Source organism: Exiguobacterium sp. PHA03, assembly GCF_041945985.1.
In the GTDB taxonomy this organism is placed as follows: domain Bacteria; phylum Bacillota; class Bacilli; order Exiguobacteriales; family Exiguobacteriaceae; genus Exiguobacterium_A.
In genome coordinates, this window is record NZ_JAUTYQ010000001.1 from 2,055,205 (window position 1) to 2,074,715 (window position 19,511).

General features: G+C 49.1%; 18 protein-coding genes and 3 riboswitches. Of the genes, 5 read left to right on the plus strand and 13 right to left on the minus strand.

Annotated features, from left to right (window positions below; translation table 11 throughout):
* The first annotated feature begins 113 nt into the window (after positions 1–113).
* The 3 genes from treR (at position 114) to treC (ending at position 4,105) form a co-directional block, all read left to right on the plus strand.
* A complete protein-coding gene (gene treR / locus Q7C19_RS10685) occupies positions 114–821 on the plus strand; it encodes a trehalose operon repressor (protein WP_290753009.1) in 708 nt (235 codons plus the stop codon).
* Positions 822–1,003: 182 nt separating this feature from the next.
* Positions 1,004–2,443, plus strand: coding sequence for a PTS system trehalose-specific EIIBC component (gene treP / locus Q7C19_RS10690; protein ID WP_375092114.1), 1,440 nt, complete (start codon positions 1,004–1,006; stop codon positions 2,441–2,443).
* A gap of 21 nt (positions 2,444–2,464) precedes the next feature.
* A complete protein-coding gene (gene treC / locus Q7C19_RS10695) occupies positions 2,465–4,105 on the plus strand; it encodes an alpha,alpha-phosphotrehalase (protein WP_375092115.1) in 1,641 nt (546 codons plus the stop codon).
* 237 nt (positions 4,106–4,342) lie between these two features.
* Here treC and Q7C19_RS10700 read toward each other — a convergent pair whose 3' ends face one another.
* The 10 genes from Q7C19_RS10700 to Q7C19_RS10745 all read right to left on the minus strand — a co-directional run bounded on the left by Q7C19_RS10700 (position 4,343) and on the right by Q7C19_RS10745 (position 14,863).
* On the minus strand, positions 4,343–5,701 hold the full coding sequence (locus tag Q7C19_RS10700) for an alanine/glycine:cation symporter family protein (RefSeq protein ID WP_056064159.1): 1,359 nt from the start codon (positions 5,699–5,701) through the stop codon (positions 4,343–4,345).
* Positions 5,702–6,309: 608 nt separating this feature from the next.
* Positions 6,310–7,131, minus strand: a complete 822-nt coding sequence (locus Q7C19_RS10705; RefSeq protein WP_035410693.1) for a DUF6612 family protein — start codon at positions 7,129–7,131, stop codon at positions 6,310–6,312.
* A 214-nt stretch (positions 7,132–7,345) separates the two neighbouring features.
* Complete coding sequence (gene ribH, locus Q7C19_RS10710; RefSeq protein ID WP_035395821.1) at positions 7,346–7,804, minus strand: 6,7-dimethyl-8-ribityllumazine synthase; 459 nt, start codon at positions 7,802–7,804, stop codon at positions 7,346–7,348.
* Positions 7,801–8,991, minus strand: a complete 1,191-nt coding sequence (ribA, locus tag Q7C19_RS10715) for a GTP cyclohydrolase II (RefSeq protein WP_290753019.1) — start codon at positions 8,989–8,991, stop codon at positions 7,801–7,803. The genes ribH and ribA overlap by 4 nt, the downstream gene beginning before the upstream one ends.
* Positions 8,991–9,617, minus strand: a complete 627-nt coding sequence (gene ribE, locus Q7C19_RS10720; RefSeq protein WP_375092116.1) for a riboflavin synthase — start codon at positions 9,615–9,617, stop codon at positions 8,991–8,993. The genes ribA and ribE overlap by 1 nt, the downstream gene beginning before the upstream one ends.
* The gene (gene ribD, locus Q7C19_RS10725; protein WP_035410701.1) at positions 9,602–10,642 is read right to left on the minus strand and encodes a bifunctional diaminohydroxyphosphoribosylaminopyrimidine deaminase/5-amino-6-(5-phosphoribosylamino)uracil reductase RibD; all 1,041 of its coding nucleotides are present in this window, start codon (positions 10,640–10,642) and stop codon (positions 9,602–9,604) included. The genes ribE and ribD overlap by 16 nt, the downstream gene beginning before the upstream one ends.
* A gap of 158 nt (positions 10,643–10,800) precedes the next feature.
* Positions 10,801–10,945, minus strand: a riboswitch (FMN riboswitch).
* A gap of 183 nt (positions 10,946–11,128) precedes the next feature.
* Entirely contained in the window at positions 11,129–12,334 is a 1,206-nt protein-coding gene (locus Q7C19_RS10730; protein WP_375092117.1) for a M20 family metallopeptidase, read from the minus strand.
* Between the two features lie 22 nt (positions 12,335–12,356).
* Complete coding sequence (locus Q7C19_RS10735; RefSeq protein WP_035410708.1) at positions 12,357–13,175, minus strand: MetQ/NlpA family ABC transporter substrate-binding protein; 819 nt, start codon at positions 13,173–13,175, stop codon at positions 12,357–12,359.
* A 19-nt stretch (positions 13,176–13,194) separates the two neighbouring features.
* Positions 13,195–13,845, minus strand: a complete 651-nt coding sequence (locus tag Q7C19_RS10740) for a methionine ABC transporter permease (protein ID WP_023469541.1) — start codon at positions 13,843–13,845, stop codon at positions 13,195–13,197.
* Positions 13,835–14,863 (minus strand): methionine ABC transporter ATP-binding protein, encoded by a 1,029-nt coding sequence (locus Q7C19_RS10745; RefSeq protein WP_035410710.1) that lies wholly within the window; start codon positions 14,861–14,863, stop codon positions 13,835–13,837. The genes Q7C19_RS10740 and Q7C19_RS10745 overlap by 11 nt, the downstream gene beginning before the upstream one ends.
* An 86-nt stretch (positions 14,864–14,949) precedes the next feature.
* Positions 14,950–15,053: riboswitch (SAM riboswitch) on the minus strand.
* Positions 15,054–15,302: 249 nt separating this feature from the next.
* A riboswitch (SAM riboswitch) is annotated at positions 15,303–15,404 on the plus strand.
* Positions 15,405–15,471: 67 nt separating this feature from the next.
* Here Q7C19_RS10745 and Q7C19_RS10750 point away from each other — a divergent pair.
* Entirely contained in the window at positions 15,472–16,230 is a 759-nt protein-coding gene (locus Q7C19_RS10750; protein ID WP_290772810.1) for an alpha/beta hydrolase, read from the plus strand.
* Positions 16,231–16,313: 83 nt separating this feature from the next.
* On the opposite strand, the gene Q7C19_RS10755 is transcribed toward Q7C19_RS10750, so the two are convergent.
* The gene (locus Q7C19_RS10755) at positions 16,314–16,928 is read right to left on the minus strand and encodes a thymidine kinase (protein WP_035410895.1); all 615 of its coding nucleotides are present in this window, start codon (positions 16,926–16,928) and stop codon (positions 16,314–16,316) included.
* Between the two features lie 183 nt (positions 16,929–17,111).
* On the opposite strand from Q7C19_RS10755, the gene Q7C19_RS10760 reads away from it, so the two are divergent.
* Positions 17,112–17,762: a DedA family protein gene (locus Q7C19_RS10760; protein ID WP_052019115.1), complete on the plus strand. Its 651-nt coding sequence runs from the start codon at positions 17,112–17,114 to the stop codon at positions 17,760–17,762.
* A gap of 35 nt (positions 17,763–17,797) precedes the next feature.
* On the opposite strand, the gene Q7C19_RS10765 is transcribed toward Q7C19_RS10760, so the two are convergent.
* Positions 17,798–18,043: a type B 50S ribosomal protein L31 gene (locus tag Q7C19_RS10765; protein ID WP_023469546.1), complete on the minus strand. Its 246-nt coding sequence runs from the start codon at positions 18,041–18,043 to the stop codon at positions 17,798–17,800.
* A 91-nt stretch (positions 18,044–18,134) separates the two neighbouring features.
* Positions 18,135–19,508 carry a transcription termination factor Rho gene (gene rho / locus Q7C19_RS10770; protein WP_056064138.1) on the minus strand — a complete coding sequence of 458 codons (1,374 nt, stop codon included), beginning with the start codon at positions 19,506–19,508 and terminating at the stop codon, positions 18,135–18,137.
* Positions 19,509–19,511: the final 3 nt, after the last annotated feature.

Below are 19,511 nucleotides of genomic sequence, written 5' to 3' on the forward strand. Positions count from 1 at the left end.
TTGCGCTCCATCTGTTTTCCGGTTGTACCCGGACCATAGGTGGAGCTATTTTGATGCCTGTATTCGTTCCATGCTACACTAAAAGTACTATTTGAGTGCAAAGGACGGATTGTATGCCGAAATACTTAACCATTTATCATCAACTCGCACAACGGATTCAAGAAGGAACGCTTCCAGCTGACATGAAATTACCTTCTGAGACAGAATTGATGCATGAATTCGAGGCGAGTCGTGGAACGGTCCGAAAAGCGATCGATGCGCTGCAAGAGAAAGGCTTCGTCCGCAAACACCAAGGAAAGGGTGTCTTCGTTCTATCACAAGAAGCGATCGAGTTTCAGTTCAACGGAATCGTCAGCTTTTCGGAGGCGCATCGCCGGATGGGTCGACATGCTGTCGAGACGGATGTGCTATCGTGCGAAGTGCTCTCCGCCTCTCCTGAGCTCGCTTCGTTATTGCATGTGGCACAAGGAACAGACGTAACCCGTATTGAGCGGATTCGTCAGATTGATGGCGAACGCGTCATCCGTGACATTAATCATTTCGTGACCGCACTTGTGCCCGGCCTAACCGCTGACATTGCTAAAGGGTCCATCTATCATTACATTGAAGAGACACTCGGCCGGCAGATCAGCTATGCGAAACGAAAGATTGAAGCGCGCCCTGCGACACGGGAAGACCAAGAACGACTTGATCTTCACGACATGACACACGTCATCGTCGTCACGAACGATACGTACTTCTATGAAGGCCAACATTTCGAGCGAACGGAATCACGTCACCGCCTCGATAAATTTCAATTCACCGATATCGCACGGCGTTGAATAGATGGTGATCCATGAGGGAATCCGTACATGACGGGTTCTCTCTTTTTTTAACATCTTAACTTATCTATATAAGTTCTTGACCAACTTATATAGATAAGTTAAGATAAGTGTGCGCAGATAAGAAAACGTTTTCATTTCAAAAGTGGTCGAGTACGTCACTTCCAAAAAGGAGCATCGAGATGAAACCAAACTATCGTCAGATTGCAGAGCAAATCATTGAGAAAATCGGAGGCAAGGAGAACGTCGAGCAGGCAGCTCACTGTGTCACCCGTCTTCGCTTAACGCTTAAAAATCAAGAGCTTGTCGACCAAGAAGCCTTACTTGAAGTTCCGCTCGTCAAAGGCGCGTTCTTGAACGCAGGCGTCTATCAAATCGTCATTGGTGCCGGTGATGTCGACCGGGTCTATGCTGAATTCATTCAACTGACTGGTTTGCAGGCGACAACGATTGCAGATGTTAAATCGTCAGGAGCGGCGAAAATGAACCCGTTCCAAAAGTTGATCAAAGTCTTTTCCGACGTCTTCATGCCCATCATCCCGGCGATCATCGTCGCTGGTCTCTTAATGGGGATCAATAACCTGTTCGGTATCGAATTCAGCGGCAAGACGATGATTGATCGTTATCCGAATCTACAAGGATTATGGGACCTGATCAATATGATGGCAAATACCGCTTTCGTCTTTCTCCCGGCACTCGTCGGCTGGTCGGCAACGAAACGCTTCGGTGGAAGTGAGATCCTCGGAATCGTCATGGGTCTGATGCTTGTTCATCCCGATCTCTTAAACGCTTGGAATTACGGACAGAGCGCTTTAAAAGGTGAAATTCCGACGTTCAACATCCTCGGTCTGTTTGAAATCGAAAAAGTCGGCTATCAAGGACAAATTCTCCCGGTGCTCGCAGCCGCTTATGTCCTTAGCACGATTGAACGCTGGCTCAAAAAACGCGTACCGAACGCCATCCAATTACTCGTCGTACCGATTACGACGATCACATTAACGGGCTTCCTTGCCCTTGCCGTCATCGGACCGGTCACACGTCAAGTCGGTGACTGGATCACGATTGGTGTCGTCAATACGTTCGAAGCTGTTCCGTTACTCGGTGCCTTATTATTCGGTGCACTCTACGCACCGCTCGTCATCACCGGCATGCATCACATGTTCATCGCCGTCGACTTACAGTTGATCGGACAAAATGGAACGACGTTTATCTGGCCGATGATCGCGATCTCGAACATCGCCCAAGGTTCAGCAACGCTTGCGATGCTCTTCCTCGCGAAAAACGTCAACGATAAGAACATGGCGTCGACGTCGGCACTATCCGCTTACTTTGGGATCACGGAACCAGCGATGTTCGGGGTTAATCTTCGATTCAAATATCCGTTTTATGCGGCACTCGTCGGATCAGCAATCGCGTCTGCCTTCATCGCAGTCAGCGGTGTCCTTGCTCCTGCAATCGGTGTCGGTGGCTTACCTGCTTTCATCTCGATCGTACCCGGGTCGATTCTATCGTTCATTGTCGGCATGGTAATCGCAATTATCGTTCCTATTGCCTGTACGTTCCTGTTCCACTATGTCTCAACGAAACGCGCAAAAAAAGCCGCACTGAACAAAGCGGCGTAATTTCAGAAAGGTGTGTATCTGATGATCACGACAACCGATTGGCGCAAATCCGCCGTTTATCAAATCTATCCGAAGAGTTTTTATAGTCCGGAGGGCAAAGCGACCGGTACGTTGCGTGGGGTCACGGCCAAACTCGATTATTTGGCGGATCTTGGTGTCGATTACCTGTGGTTGACGCCGGTCTATGCCTCACCGCAAAACGATAATGGATATGATGTCAGTGACTATTACGCGATCGATCCCTCGTATGGAACGATGGATGATTTCGAGACGTTACTCGCAGAAACAAAACGACGTGGTCTGTCGGTCATGATGGATATCGTCGTCAATCACTGCTCGACGTCACACGCTTGGTTCGAAGAAGGACGTCATCCGGACAGTCCCTATCATGACTACTTCATTTGGCGCGAGACACCGAACGACTGGGTATCGAAGTTCGGCGGTCCTGCTTGGTCATTCGATGAGGTAGCTGGTAAGTATTACTTGCACCTGTTCGACAAGACGCAAGCGGACCTGAACTGGGAAAATCCCCGACTCCGGGAAGACGTTTACGCGATGATGCGCTTTTGGCGCGATAAAGGGGTCAGCGGCTTCCGACTCGACGTCATTAACTTGATCTCGAAGACGCCAGGGCTTCCCAATGATCCCGAGGGAGACGGACGTGCGTATTATACGGACGGACCAAACATTCATGACTACTTGCAAGAGATGAACGCAGCCGTTTTTGCCGGACACGATCTCTTGACGGTCGGTGAGATGTCGTCGACGTCGCTTGAACATTGTCTTCAATATTCTTCGCTCGAAAATCAAGAACTGAAGATGACGTTCAACTTCCATCACTTGAAGGTCGATTATCCGAACGGTGAGAAATGGACGGCTGCACCGTTTGACTTCAAGCAGTTGAAACAAATTTTCTCCGACTGGCAAACTGGCATGAACGGACAAGCATGGAACGCGATTTTTTGGTGTAACCATGACCAACCCCGCGTCGTCAGCCGGTTTGGTGACGACGTCGCGTATCGTGTCGAGAGTGCAAAGATGCTCGCGACGACGCTTCATGGCTTGCAAGGTACACCGTATATTTACCAAGGAGAAGAGATCGGAATGCCGAATCCGGACTTCACGAATCTGTCCGACTACCGTGATGTCGAGACATTGAATGCCTATCAAGAAGCACGGACCAACGGTGTATCGGAAGAAGCAATTCTCGCTGCGATCCGTCAAAAATCGCGCGATAACGCGCGGACACCGATGCCTTGGTCGGACGCCGTCAACGGTGGCTTTAGTACAAGTGAACCATGGATTCCGGTCTCGCCGACGTATGATCAGATCAATGTCGAGGCTGCTGTCGCAGACCCTGATTCGGTCTATCATCATTACAAACGGTTGATTCAACTCCGCAAACAGTATGACGTGCTCACGGACGGTTCATACCGGCTGTTGACACCGGACGATCCATCACTCTGGGCGTACGAACGCGCAACGAGTGAAGAAGAATTACTCGTCGTCTCGAATTTCTACGGAACGGACACGACGTTTACGTTACCTCATGACGGATCGGATTATACGGTGTTGCTTCATAATTATCAGCAGATGCAAACAGAGGGGTACACTTTAACGTTACGACCTTATGAATCACTGATGCTTTATCGTAAAAAGTGATTGAATGAGACGGAGCACATGCAAAAAAGAGAAGGTTGGTTTCCAAGGGATACCCTAGAAACCAATCTTCTCTTTTGTTGAATAGATATAGAATGTGAATGCCTATTCCTCGACTCCTACAGGAAAAGAAAGCATGGTACATGCTTTTGTCAGGGAAAGCGAGGATGGCAGAGTCATTCGTTTTCAAAAATGATTTTTAAGCACTAGTTCCTTCCGAGTCTTTCATTTTCGCATGTTCTACGAAACTTTCCGATTCGCTTCTTCTCGTCTCAACTGTTCGCGGAACAGTCGTGTCTCAGCAATGACGACACCGGACAATCCAATCAAACCGATTAAGTTCGGAATCGCCATCAATCCATTGAAGACATCGGAAATCGCCCAGACCATGTTCAAGTTCGTCGTCATCGCACCCGCTCCGGCGACTAAGACGAACAGGATACGGTATGGGAGGATCGATTTTTGACCGAATAGATAATAGATTGATTTTTCGCCATAATACGACCAGCCAAGAACAGTCGAATAAGCAAACATGACGAGTCCAATCGTGACGATGTATTTTCCGGCAGGACCGAGGAAGACCTCGAAGCTTGCTGTCGTCAATTCAACGCCTTGTAACTTCGTATCAAGTTGTCCTCCCATGACGAGCGTCAAACCTGTGATCGAACAGACGACCAATGTATCTAAAAACACCTGCGTCATCGAAACGAGCGCTTGACGTCCTGGGAAGTCCGTTTTCGCTGCAGCGGCTGCAATCGGTGCTGAACCAAGACCCGCTTCATTTGAGAAGACACCACGCGCGACACCATAACGAATCGCCGCCCCGATCGCGCCACCCGTAATTGCTTCGCTTGAGAACGTGCTGCTGAAGATCGTCGAAATCGCACCTGGAATCAAGTCATAGTTCATGACGAGAATCAGTAATCCACTTCCAACATAGAAGAAAATCATAAACGGAACAAACAAACTGACAACTTTTCCGATTGATTTGACCCCACCAAGAATGACGACGCCTGTCAGTACCATCAATACGATCCCCGTCACGTAAAGTGGCACATCGAACGTTGATTTCATCGCGAGGGCGACCGAATTCGTCTGGACCCCGTTCCCGATCCCGAACGCAGCGATTGAAGCGAATGCGGCAAACAAGACACCCAGCCATTTCTGCTTCAGCCCACGCTCGAGATAATACATTGGCCCCCCTGCCATCTGTCCATTTTCATCAACGACACGGTATTTGACGGCAAGGATTGCTTCCGCATACTTCGTCGCCATCCCGAATAGACCGGACAACCACATCCAAACGATCGCACCCGGTCCGCCGAGGACGACGGCGGTTGCGACACCAACGATATTCCCCGTACCGACAGTCGCAGCCAGTGCTGTCATCAATGCTTGAAAGTGACTGATGTCGCCTTCCGACTTATCGTCCTGATGCTTCGAAAACGCAAGCTTCAGCGCATACGGTAGTTTGGTAATTTGAATGAATCCTAAGCGAATCGTCAAGTAAATCCCCGTACCGACCAACAGAATAAGTAACGGTGGTCCCCAAACAAGATTGGACACTGTACTGATCCAGTCACTAAATGAATTTCCCATTCGTGTTACCTCCCTTTATGAAATATGTAGTTCTTTACCATTTTTTCAGAATTTACTGATAATTGTCAAACTATTTTTTTATGAAACTATTTTGATACTTCTTCATTTCAATAATATGCAAATAGTTGTGATTCATACTTCACCGTCTCGGAACAACTGACGAAATCGTGAAATTTAATAATCAATAGGCTAAGAATAACGGAGCAACGATCACGGATACCGTTAACACAGCACACATCCTCCTGTTCACTACGATCGTTGTCATTGGAGTGTTCAGTGTAATCTTTATTATCTTGATTTTATAATCGATCTTCGGTCCTCTTCGCCAACTGCAGGCAAAACCTACGAACTTGCCACTCAAGACGATCGAACATTTGAATGCCGCGTCCGGTGGGGTGCTATCCTTCATCGATACGAAAGTCGTCAATGACAATGATTTATTCGAAGCTATCTCGATTCAATACTAGGATGACGCTCAAGCATTCCGCGATATGCACGAACAGATTTCCGTCAGTCAAAAACAGACGGAAGCACTAAAAGAAGTTCTTCGTCAGTTCCAAGTCTCAAAAAAGTCCCCTATCTTCATGGAAGAGAGGGGACTTCGATGTTTATTGTGCTGCACCTGTGAGCGGTTGTGCATCTTTTGCTTCCGCAGGTAATTTGATTTCGCTGATCTCATTGAATTTTGAGAACGTCGACTCGTTCTTCATATTGAACTCGGTATCTTTTTCAATCGCAAACACCATGTCCATATCGAGTGATTTCGGATAGAATGTTTTCGCATCATACGTCATCGTGTAATTCATTTTCTTGTAATCGATGCTGTCCATCGCATCTTTCATCTGTGCCATCTGTCCTGTCTGCTCGAGCGAATCCTTCATGAATGCTTTGAGGTCGTCCCCTTTTAGTTTGACGTCGATTTGATAAACGTCACCCTCTTTTTTGGCGGTCCAGTTGTCTTTGTACTTTTTCAGTAGCTTGAGATTTTGATCCGTCGATGCCGATGACTCCATCGCCTCAACCATATCACCTAGCTCCGAGACATCTTGAACGAGCCATTGTCCGTTTTGCGATAGATACATCTTATCGTCGACGATATAGCTCTCGATTGACATGTCCTTACCGTCCTGTGGATTTTTCATCGTCATCGTCTGATGCATCGTAAGCGGCTTCTGGATGATATCGGCTGATACCTTCTGATCTACTGCCATCTCACCTGCTTTTGAATTGACTGTCCCCTCCATGTGGAACGATTTAATATCTTTTTGAGCGGCTGTCGCTTTATTCAGTAATTCCGTATTCGAGAGTTCCCCCGACTTCGTCGAACCAGACCCACTGCCACTACCCGAATCTGTCTGCCCATCTTGACATCCAGCTAGTCCAATCGATGCTGCGACGATCCCAGCTGCTACCCACCTTGTTTTCTTCATATTCATTTCCTCCTTTATACGCGTTACCCTGATTTACGAAAAACATTGGAAAATGTTTCAAAGTTTCTTTATTACCTCATTACCGTTCTTCTTCAAAACAAATCCTCATATTTCAAATCTACTATTCTTTTTTTGAAATTTGATTTATCACCTGCAAAATGTCCACAAAAAAAAATAGGATGACGGAAACTTCCGTCACCCTATCCTTATTTCGTTAGATCGTGCGTAAAAGATTCGCCATCTCAATCGCGGAAACGGCAGCTTCGTAGCCTTTATTTCCAGCTTTCGTACCGGCACGTTCGACCGCTTGCTCGATCGAATCCGTCGTCAGGACACCGAAGATGATGGGTACGCCTGTATCACGCGACGCACTCGCGACACCTTTCGCGACTTCGTTACAGACATAGTCATAGTGTGATGTTGCTCCGCGGATGACGGCACCCAGTGTGATGACCGCATCATACTTACCGCTTTTCGCTAACTTTTCCGCAACGAGTGGAATTTCAAATGCTCCAGGAACCCATGCTGTATCCACAGCATCCGCCGCAACACCGTGACGACGGAACGCATCGTTCGCTCCTCCGACGAGTTTTGATGTGATCAATTCATTAAAACGTGCTGCGACGATTGCGACGCGTAGTCCTTCTCCCGTTAAGAAACCTTCATAAATCATGATGTGTGTCCTCCTTGGATATCGAGCCAGTGCCCGAGTTTCGTTTGTTTTGTTTTCAGATAACGCTGATTTTCCGGTTCAACGGGTACTTGATGGGGAACACGTTCGATGACTTCAATCCCCTCTTGCTCGAGCACCCGTTGTTTGTCTGGATTGTTCGTCATCAAGCGAATCTTCGTCACGCCAAGATCACGCAACATGTTGGCCGCGACCGTATAATCACGCATGTCTGTCGGATAACCGAGTGCATGGTTCGCTTCAACTGTATCGAGTCCTTGTTCCTGCAACTCGTACGCTTTCAACTTCGCCATCAGACCGATGCCGCGTCCTTCCTGACGTAGATACAAGACGGCTCCACCTTCTCGTTCGATTCGCTCAAGTGCCGCATCGAGTTGTGGACCACAATCGCAACGTTTCGAACCGAAGACATCCCCTGTCAGACATTCCGAGTGCAGACGGACGAGCATCCCATCGTGCGCTTCACCGGATAAGACGGCGACATGTTCTTTCTTATCTTGCGTCGTATAGCCGACCATCCGGAAAGCTCCGAATGTCGTCGGAAGCAACACTTCCGCTTCCCGCGTCAATGGACGCTCGAGATACGCGACGAGTGCCTCGATCGTGATCAGTTTTAAGTCGTGTTCTTCCTTATAGAGAAGCAAATCATCCACCCGTGCCATCGTGCCATCTTCCTTGATGATTTCACAAATGACGGCAATCTCATCGCTACCGGCAAGACGGGCAAGGTCAACACCTGCTTCCGTATGTCCGCGTCGTTCCCGAACACCGCCCTCTTTTGCGATCAACGGGAAGATGTGACCCGGTCGTTTGAAACGTTCCGGTCCATCCGTCAGCATCCGCTGGATCGTCAGCGAACGCTCTTCGGCACTGATGCCGGTCTTCGCTTCTTCATGATCAATGCTGAGCGTGAATGCCGTACCGTGCGGGTCCGTATTATTGTCCGTCATCGGCGAGAGATGTAATCGCTCTGCCACATATGGACTAACCGGAACACAGACGAGTCCTTTTCCATACGTAATCATGAAGTTGATGTTTTCTGGTGTCGCGTGTTCTGCGAGCATGACGAGATCGCCCTCATTCTCACGATCCTCGTCATCACAGACGATGATCGGTCGTCCGTTCTTCAAATCTTCTATCGCGTCTTCAATCAAGTCGAATCCGTTCATTACATGTCGCCTCCTAAGAATGCTGTCCAGTCCGTCTGTTTCTCATGTTGCGTGAAATGATAGAGATGTTTCGCCATCATGTCACACTCGATATTGACGACTGCGCCGCTTGCCAATCGATCAAACGTCGTCACTTGACGGGAATGCGGAATCAATGAAATCGAGATCGTTTCCGAGGTGACGCGTTGCAAGGTCAGGCTCGTGCCGTTGATCGCGATTGATCCTTTTGGAATGCAATACTTTTGCCACGATCCGACATCAAACGTATACACCATCGCTTCTCCGTCCGGTCGCCGACTGATTAGTCGTGCCGTCCCGTCGATGTGCCCACTGACGAAATGTCCACCGAACCGACCGTCTGCCGGCATCGCCCGTTCGAGTTGCAACGGGTTTCCGACCCGGTACGTGCCGAGTGCTGTCGAACGAATCGTGTCATGGACAGCATCCGCCGTAAAACCGGTTGGGCTCATTGACGTGACCGTCAAACAAATCCCGTCGACGGCGATGCTGTCACCAATCTTCGTTCCTTCGAGCACCCGGTGCGCTTCAATTTCAAGTGCTAATCCATTCGGTCGCGGAATCTTCCGTTTTAAGGTCCCGACTTCCTCAATCAATCCGGTGAACATATCGTCTCCTCCTTTCGGATGTACGTCAGATGGAGATCCGGTCCGACCGTTTCAATCTGATCGATTTGAAAACGTTCTTCGATATCATGTCGTCCGTTCCAGGCAGTCCCTTCAAAAATCGACGGGGCTTGGTAGACTTCAATCTGGTCGACGAGATCTGCTTCAAAGAATGTGGCTTGAATCGTCGGTCCACCTTCAATCAAAACGCTGCGGATGTCTTGTTCGTATAAGCGTTTAAGAATCGCTTCCGGCGTCTCATATTCACCGACGAGCACCGTCACTTGATCATGACTTATCCGAGGAACACTCGTCAGCCAGTACGTTGGATTTTTTCCATCGCAAAAGACTTGCGCGGTCTCTGGCACCCGACCACGGCGATCGACGATTACTCGAATCGGCTCGATGCCTGACACTGCGCGTAAAGTCAGTGCTGGATCATCGACGAGCACCGTTTCACTTCCGACGAGGATCGCATCATGGCGACCACGCAGGGCGCGACCATTCGCGCGTGCTTCTTCTGACGTGATCCAGCGCTGTTCCCCCGTTGCCGCGATCCCGTTCATCGTCTGAGCGATTTTGACGGTCACGGTCGGACGTTTCCGTTCGATCGTTTTCCAAAATGTCTCGTAGAGGACTTCCGCTTCATGCCGTAACAAGCCGACTTCGACTTCGATTCCCGCGTCTTGAAGCCGTTTGATCCCTGAACCAGCGACAATCGCATGTTTGTCTTCCGTTGCGACGAAAACCCGTTTGATCCCGGCTTGTAGAATCGCTTCCGTACATGGTGGTGTCTTACCATGATGGTTGCATGGCTCAAGCGTCACGTAGAGATCAGCACCACGGGCGGCCTCTCCTGCCATTCGCAAGGCTTCGACTTCCGCGTGCGGACCACCGGCAAACCGGTGCGCACCAAAACCGATGATGCGTCCTTGTTTGACGATGACACAGCCGACACTTGGATTCGGACTTGTTTGTCCGTTTAACATATGTGCTAATTGCATGGCATAACTCATCATCTGTGACATCGCGTTCGCTCCTTTCAAATAAAAAAGACGCCCCTTGAAAAAGGGGCGTCTGTATAGAAGGGTTCACGAAATACACGGTTCGCCTTCTGCTTTTTCGCATGCAGAAAGAGACCATCTCCTGAAAACATTTTTTCAGAAAACAGCTTGAATCGCGTCGTTTCGTTCTTCTCCCATCCGGACTTTACCGTCGGCCCTGGAATCTCACCAAGTCAGCCATGATGCGTACATCACGGGTCGCGGGCTCGTCGATCGATCGATCGCATCACCGCCGGTTGGGATTTTCACCCTACCCCGAAGAACTGGATTATTGAGTTATACAACTTTAGCCTAGCATATCTTTTTCAAGAAAACAAAGCGCAAATGTTTCGGTATTGGCTCTTTTATGATTTCGCTCCACTTCTGTTACCCCTCCCCAATTCGTGATCTACTGGATACTAAAAATGACTGGAGCACCTGATATCAGTGCGTCCAGTCATTGTGTTCCGGTTACAAATACCCGTTCTTCCGATCGTGGAATTCTTGGGCAATCGCTCCGCGTGTCCGTTCATCAGCGAGGACGCGAAGTGCTGTCCGTGCGAGGATTTTAGCGCCTGCGATCAACGCTTCATCCCCTGCTTCCGAACGGGCGGCTTCTTTGAATGCTTCTGTATGGGCGACGAGATCGTCCGGACCAATCTTGATATACGGATGGATTGTCGGGATGACTTGACTGATGTTACCCGCGTCCGTCGATCCAAGACCCGGTCGTTCGTCGAGGTGCACGATTTGCCCAAGCGCCTCTGCTTCTTCTTGGAAGAGACGATCAAACGTCCGGTTGAAGACGAGATTGTCGACTTCATTTTGGAAAGCGATGACGTCAAGCGTCGCCCCGGTCGCAAGTGCCGCACCTTGCGCGACCGCTTTGACTTTCTCCGTGACGGCATTCAGCCGTTCCCGTGTCGTCGCCCGAATGAAGAAACGTGCTTTTGCGTATTCCGGAATGATGTTCGGCGCATCGCCACCATGCGTGATGATTCCGTGGATCCGGACATCATCCGGTAACTGCTGACGTAAGGCGTTGATCCCATTGAAGAGCTGAATGATAGCGTCGAGAGCGTTGATGCCTTCTTCCGGTGTCGCCGCTGCGTGCGCGGGACGACCCGTAAAGGCAAAATCGAGCGGATCGACCGCAAGCGAGGACCCCGTGATCCGCGTTTGTCCGGACGGGTGGACCATCAAGGCCGCATCGATTCCTTCAAGCAACTGGTGTTTGACGAAACTGCCTTTCGCACTTCCGTTCGGCCCACCTTCTTCGGCTGGCGTTCCAAGCACGACGACACTCCCACCGACTTCATCAAGCACTTTGCTGACCGCGATCGCCGCTGCGACACTCGTCGTTCCGATGATATTATGACCGCATGCGTGTCCGATGCCCGGCAACGCATCGTACTCAGCGAGAAAGGCAATTGTCGCGCCAGGTCGGTCGCTTGACTTCTTCGCGAAGAATGCGGTCTCGTGCCCTGCGACGCCGAGTTCTACTGTAAAGCCTTCTGCCGTCAAACGCTCTGCATGTAGTCGCGAAGCAAAGAATTCCTCGTTACCGATTTCCGGCGTCGCATGAATCCGGTGGCTCGTCTCAAGATACGATTCCCGTTTTTGTTCGATGTCCTGTTCAATCGTCTCTACCCATGTCGTGCGTACTGGTGTCGTCATGCTATCCACTCTCCTTTAGAATTTATTCGCCGATGTCGCTTAGTGGAACGAACGTCGGGATCGAGCTACCTTTATATTCTTTTTTGATGAAAGCCGCGACATCTTTTTGTTGGTAAAGCGACGCGATCTTTTTTAGTTCTTTTTTGTTCTTGTCTTCCGTCCGTGTCGCGATGATGTTGATGTATGGTTTTGCTGTCTCGTTCTCATGGACGATCGAGTCCTTGATCGGATTTAGTCCTGCGTCAACAGCAATACCGTTATTGATGATCGATGCAGCGACGTCCGGTAAGACGCGTGGCGTTTGTCCAGCGACGATCGGAACGATTTTCAGTTTCTTCGGATTTTCAACGATCTTATCGACCGATCCATTGCCGTCGAAGTCGTCCGGTAATTTGATCAAACCTGCTTCTTGTAGTAACAAGAAGGCACGTCCCATGTTCGTCGCTTCGTTCGGAACAGCGATTTTGCCACCGACTGGAATATCTTTGACGTCCTTATATTTATCTGAGTAAATGCCCATCGGTGCAATGACGGTCGTCGCAATCGGCGACAGCTTCAACTTATGTTCCTTCTTGAAGGCGTTGAAGTAGGAAATCGTCTGGAAGGCATTGGCGTCGATCTCACCCTCAGCCAGTGCCATGTTCGGCTGGACATAATCGGAGAACTTGACGAGTTCGATTTTGATGCCCTCCTTTTCCGCTTTTTTCGCGACGTAATCCCACACTTGAGTGTCTGAACCACTGACCCCGAGCTTGATCGTCTTTTCTTCTTCTCCTGATGCTGAGCACCCGGCAAATAAAATCGTCGTTAATGTTGCTCCAATCGCTACTGCTTTTTTCATGGCTGAATCGCTCCCTTGATTAATGTCTTCTGATTTTTCGTGCGACGATGTTGCCTGTCGTCTGTAAGCCTTGGACTAAGATAACGAGAATCCCGACCGTGATGATCATGACTTTCGTGTCGAACCGTTGATAACCGTACGTAATTGCTAAGTCACCCAGTCCGCCACCACCGATGGCGCCTGCCATCGCCGACGCCCCGATCAAGCCGACTGTTGCAATCGTTAAATTAAGGATTAGTGAACCGAGTGCTTCCGGCAGAAGGAAGCGGAAAATCGTTTGAAACGGTGTCGCGCCCATCGCTTCTGCTGCCTCAAGGACGCCTTTGTCGACTTCAAGTAAGGAACTCTCGATCAGCCGTGCCATATACGGGGCGGCGTAAAAGACGAGTGGAACGATGGCGGCTTCGGTTCCGATCGACGTCTGGACGATCAACCGTGTCAACGGGATGATCGCAACAAGTAAGATGATGAACGGAATTGAACGGAAGATATTGACGATACTGTTGAAGAATGTGAACAGCGGGACGTTTTCGAGCAATGCCCCTTTCCGGGTGACGACGAGCAGGATGCCGAGTGGTAAACCGATCAGAGTCGAAAATAATAACGACACTGACACCATCGTCATCGTCTGCAAAAATGCTGTCCAGATATCACTGTAGTTAACTAGCATCAGCAAGCACCTCCTCGACGGTCACCTGTGCCTGATCGATGTACTGTAAGGCCCGTTTTACTTCGATTGTTTCACCGATCAGTTCAACAAGTAATGTACCGAACGGTGTTTCCTGTAACTCCGTGATGCTACCGTGCAGGATGTTGACATCGACGTCGAAGCGTTTTGCGACTTGCGACAAGAGTGGTTGCCCGGTGTGATGTCCGAGAAAATGAATCTTATAGATCGGATGCGCATTCCGTGACTCGATCAACTGACGAATTGATGCCGGAATTTCATCATGCATGACGGAGCGGACGAAGTTTTTCGCTGTCTCGGTCTGCGGATTCGAAAAGACATCAAAGACTGTTCCTGACTCGATCAGCTTCCCGGCTTCGATGACGGCGACCCGGTCACAAATCTCCCGGATGACGCCCATCTCATGGGTGATCAAGAGAATGGTGATCCCGTATTCCGCATTGATGCGTTTTAATAACTGGAGAATATGATGTGTCGTCTGAGGATCGAGTGCTGACGTCGCTTCGTCACATAAGAGCACGGATGGTTGCGTCGCTAGTGCCCGGGCGATGCCGACACGTTGCTTTTGTCCGCCGGATAATTGATCCGGGTAATGATCCGCCTTGTCCGCAAGATCGACGAATTCGAGTAATTCCGTCACCCGGCGACGAATCTCGTCTTTCTTGACACCTGCGAGAACGAGTGGTTTCGCAACGTTCGTAAAGACCGTGTTTGCATTCAATAGATTGAAGTGTTGAAAGATCATCCCGATCCGCTGTTTCGCTTGGCGTAATTTTTTTGGTGATAGTTGTGTTAAATCTTCCCCGTCGACCGTCACTGTTCCTGACGTCGGTCGTTCTAACAGGTTGACGCAGCGGAGCAATGAACTTTTCCCGGCACCGCTAAAGCCGATGACACCGAAGATTTCGCCTTTCTCGATCGTCAGGTCGACACCGTCGAGTGCTGCGATCGTCTGATCCTTCGTGACGTACGTTTTTTTGACTTGATGAAATGCAATCATTCCGTTTTCCCCCTTCATTCAACAAAAAAGGTCCCTTCTTGAGAAACAAGAAGAGACCTGGATCCGCACAGTGGCAGAATCCACTCCACTCATCTCTCAGACATCTGTCTGATGGAATTGGCACAGTGCTCATAATGAGTCTGTTGCCGAGGTTTCGTAGGGCCAGTCCCTCCACCTCTCTGGATAAGTATTGCGGTATGAAATTCGTATGTGTGTTGTTGCGTTGTTGCTTATGTCGTAAAACTAATTTTTACATTACGGGTCGAACCTTTAAAAGTCAACCAACTTTGCAAAAATAATCCATTTGGCGCATATCGATTGAGTCATAAGTTATGAGTTAGCTGAAAGAACAAATCACGATTCGTCCAGAACGATTTGACAAGGCATTTTCGGTCGTGCTACCATCGTTTCAATGATTAATCCGACAATTCCAATATGATATTTATCAAGAGTGAACGAGAGACCTGGCTCTATGACTTCACGGCAACCTGCAATCTGTAAGGTGCTCCGACCAGCAAAGCGCGGCTTTGGATGATACGGTGAAAAACTCGTGGGCGTCCAAGCAGTGACGTTGACGAGTTTTTTTCACGAATGGAGGAAAAATAGTAATGATGAACTATCCTGTATTGACTGGTGCTGAAGCATTTTATCTTCAAGGTGGACCGATCGGCATTTTAATCTGTCATGGTTTTAATGCGACCCCGCAAAGTGTTCGGGACGTCGGTGAGGCATTTGCTGCTAAAGGATTCACTGTCTATGCTCCACGTTTGCGTGGTCACGGGACGAACGTCCGTGAGTTCGAACAATCGACTGCTCGATGTTGGAAGCAGAGCCTGCAAGACGGCTATGCACGTTTACAAGAAACATGCGATCAAGTCTTCGTCATCGGTCAATCGATGGGCGCGACGCTCGCACTATCGCTCGCCGCTGACGGGATTCCATTTTCAGGCATCATTACGATCAATGCCGCTCTCTCCGTTCCGTCTTATGAAGCATTGTCGTTTGAAGATGGTCCACAGTACTTACCAGAAGGGGCACCGGATATCAAACGGTCTGCTTTCGAAATCATCTATGACCTCGTTCCGAGTCGTTGTGCATTCGAACTCGTCCGCTTGATGGATGAGACGAAAGGACGCCTTGGATCGATCCTTCTACCGACATTGATTCTTTACTCGGCAACCGATCACGTCGTTCCGCCGTCGAGCTCGGATTACCTGCATCAGCATATCGGGACGAATGATAAACGAATCTACTGTCTCCTCAACTCGTACCACGTCGCGACCCTCGATCATGATCAGGATTTGATCGTGCGTGAGACGATTCGTTTCATCGAACGCTCGAGCCGTGTCTCACAGGAAACGGGATAATAAAAAAAACAGCTATTCGTCTTCACTTAGAAGCGAACAGCTGTTACATCAAAGGACGACCATCATCGGTTCGTCTTTTTTGTTTATCCTTTTTGGTGCTGCATCGTTTGGAGCGGCTTCGGCTTTCCTGGCACTTCATGGCAGTGGCGGCACCGTGGCTCATACGATTCTGAAGCGCCGACTAAAATGATCGGATCATCATAGTTCGCTGGTTTTCCATCAATCAAACGTTGTGTCCGGGAAGCCGGATCGCCACATGAGAGACAGATCGCCTGAAGTTTCGTCACAAATTCTGCGCGCGCCAGTAATTCCGGCATCTTGCCAAATGGCTCTGCCCGGAAATCCTGATCGAGTCCTGCACAAATGACGCGTTTTCCGTCTTGCGCAAGTGCTTCGATGACTTGAACGATCTCATCATCAAAGAATTGAACTTCATCAATTCCGACAATTTGTGTTTCTTCCGCTACTGCTGCATAGAGATCACGACTCGTCGCCATTGGAATCGCCACGACGGAATTTCCGATGTGAGAGACGACATGCTCTTCATGGTACCGGTCATCGATTGCCGGCTTGAATACTTGAACGGGCAGTTTGCCGTACTGTGCCCGTCTGACACGACGAATCAACTCTTCCGATTTCCCGGAAAACATACTGCCACAAATTACTTCGATCCAGCCGTACTGATTTATTACATGCATCATCGTCCGACACCGTCCTCTAAAAATAGTCACTTTAACGAGTATAGCTCGAAACGGTATTGAGAAAAAGGGTTGACTTCCGGAAATCAAAATTCATTTTTTCTTTACCTAGAATTTTTGTCCTTTCATTCCAACCTTCATCCATTTCCTGTACACTAAAGAAGAAGATTCTCGCGAAAGAAGGTGTCCCCGATTCATCATCTCTTACATGACATTCTGCACCAATATGGCGCCCTTGGTCTTTCCGTCCTTCTCGCAGGTGGTATCGTGGGATTGCCGGTTCCTGATGAGACCTTGCTCGTCCTGTCCGGTTTTTGGATGCATCAAGGCAATCTACCGCTGTTCGGTACGATTCTTGCCGCTTACGCTGGCAGTTGCATCGGAATGACGATTAGCTACGTGCTGGGCTTAAAACTCGGCATGCCCCTGTTGCATCGCGTCGGACCAAAGATGCGCATCTCAGAAAAACACATTCTCTCCGCTGAAGCCGGATTTCGTCGTTACGGCAAATCGGTCTTGATCATCGGTTACTACATACCTGGTCTTCGCCAACTCTCTGCCTTTTTTGCAGGTGTTTCAAAAATGCCGTTTCGCATTTTTGCGAGTTACGCGTATACAGGTGCTTTGATTTGGGTCAGTGTGTTCTTGGGCGCCGGCTACTTTGTTGGTCGTCATATCTCGTTCCATAAAGTCGTCGACTACATCTTGGCACATCCAGATGCTATGCCGTACTTGATCGGGATCGTCGGCGGGATTGCTTTCTCGTTCGTCTTAAAGACGTACCTTACGTACCGTTCGCAATTCAGCCTATACAAAAACAGCCTGCTTCCGTAATGGAGGCAGGCTGTTTTTTAAGAACCGGCAAGTAATTACTTGCGGCCGTATTTTTTGTTGAAGCGATCGACACGACCATCTGCCGCGTTGAACTTTTGACGACCTGTGTAGAATGGGTGCGAGTCTGAAGACACATCCACACGGATGAGTGGGTACTCGTTACCATCTTCCCAAGTGATCGTTTCGTTCGAAGAACGAGTAGAACCGCTTAAGAATTTGTACTCAGTCGTTGAATCCATAAATACTACTTTGTTGTAGTTAGGGTGAATTCCTTGTTTCATGGTTGATTTCTCTCCTTCCGCCCTGGTCCATTTGCTGAGCCAGAGTAAGTTACCTTCCTATACTAAACGATTTTTTTACGCGTCGCAATAGTTATTTTTCCGTCGTTGCTTCCTTCTTGACGGTACGCGGTTTAGCAGGTGCACGTCGGACCGTCTTCTTCTTTTCTTTCTCAAGTTCAGCAAAAAATTCTTCATTATTTTTCGTGTCGCGAATCTTACGCAGGAACGTATCGACGAACTCGTTCGACTCGTTCATCGTCCGACGAATCGTCCAGAGCGCATCGAGTTGCTCTTTCGGAAGCAAGAGTTCTTCCTTCCGCGTACCTGATTTGCGAATGTCGATTGCCGGGAAGATTCGGCGTTCCGACAGCTTACGATCGAGATGTAGCTCCATGTTTCCTGTTCCTTTGAATTCCTCATAGATGACGTCATCCATGCGGGATCCCGTCTCGACGAGTGCCGTCGCAAGAATTGTCAAACTGCCACCATGTTCGATGTTTCGCGCCGCACCAAAGAACCGTTTTGGTTTGTGGAACGCTGCTGGGTCAATCCCCCCTGAAAGCGTCCGTCCGCTTTGCGGCACTGTTAAGTTATACGCACGAGTCAAACGCGTGATCGAATCCATCAAGATGACGACATCTTTTTTATGTTCGACAAGTCGCATCGCCCGTTCAAGGACAAGTTCAGAAATCCGCACATGGTTGTCCGGTGTTTCGTCGAACGTTGAACTGACGACGTCTGCTCCCGGAACTGAACGCTCGATGTCAGTTACCTCCTCTGGTCGCTCATCGATCAATAGAATGATCAGCTCGACATCCGGATGATTCTCTTGAATCGAGTTCGCGATTTCTTTGAGGAGTGACGTCTTCCCTGCTTTTGGTGGTGCGACGATCAAACCGCGTTGTCCAAACCCAACTGGTGCAATCATATCCATGACACGAACCGATAAATGACGCGGCTCTGTCTCAAGACGCATTAAACGATCCGGATAGATCGGTGTCAGCGCCGGGAAGAACAAACGGTTACGCGCTGTATCCGGTGCTTCGCCGTTGACGGCTTCCACACTAAGTAACCCTTGGAAACGTTCGTTTTCCTTCGGTGGGCGTACTTTACCTGTGACGACATCACCATTACGTAGATTGAAGCGTCGGATTTGAGAAGCGGCGATATAGATATCTTCAGAGGATTGGGAATAATTGATAGGGCGAAGGAAGCCGAAGCCACCATCGTTTTGCATTTGTGGATTACCAGGGATGACTTCAAGTACCCCTTCGAGGAAATAAAGACCTGTTGATTCCGCCTGTGCTTTTAGAATCTTGAACATCAACTCACGCTTACGGGCTTCCCGATATTGCGGGACATTCTTCGTCTTTGCGATTTCATATAATTCTTTTAATGTCAGCTGGCTCAATTGAGCCAAAGTATAGGAACGTTCAGGTTTATCTTTTTTATCAGTTGTTGGCATGTT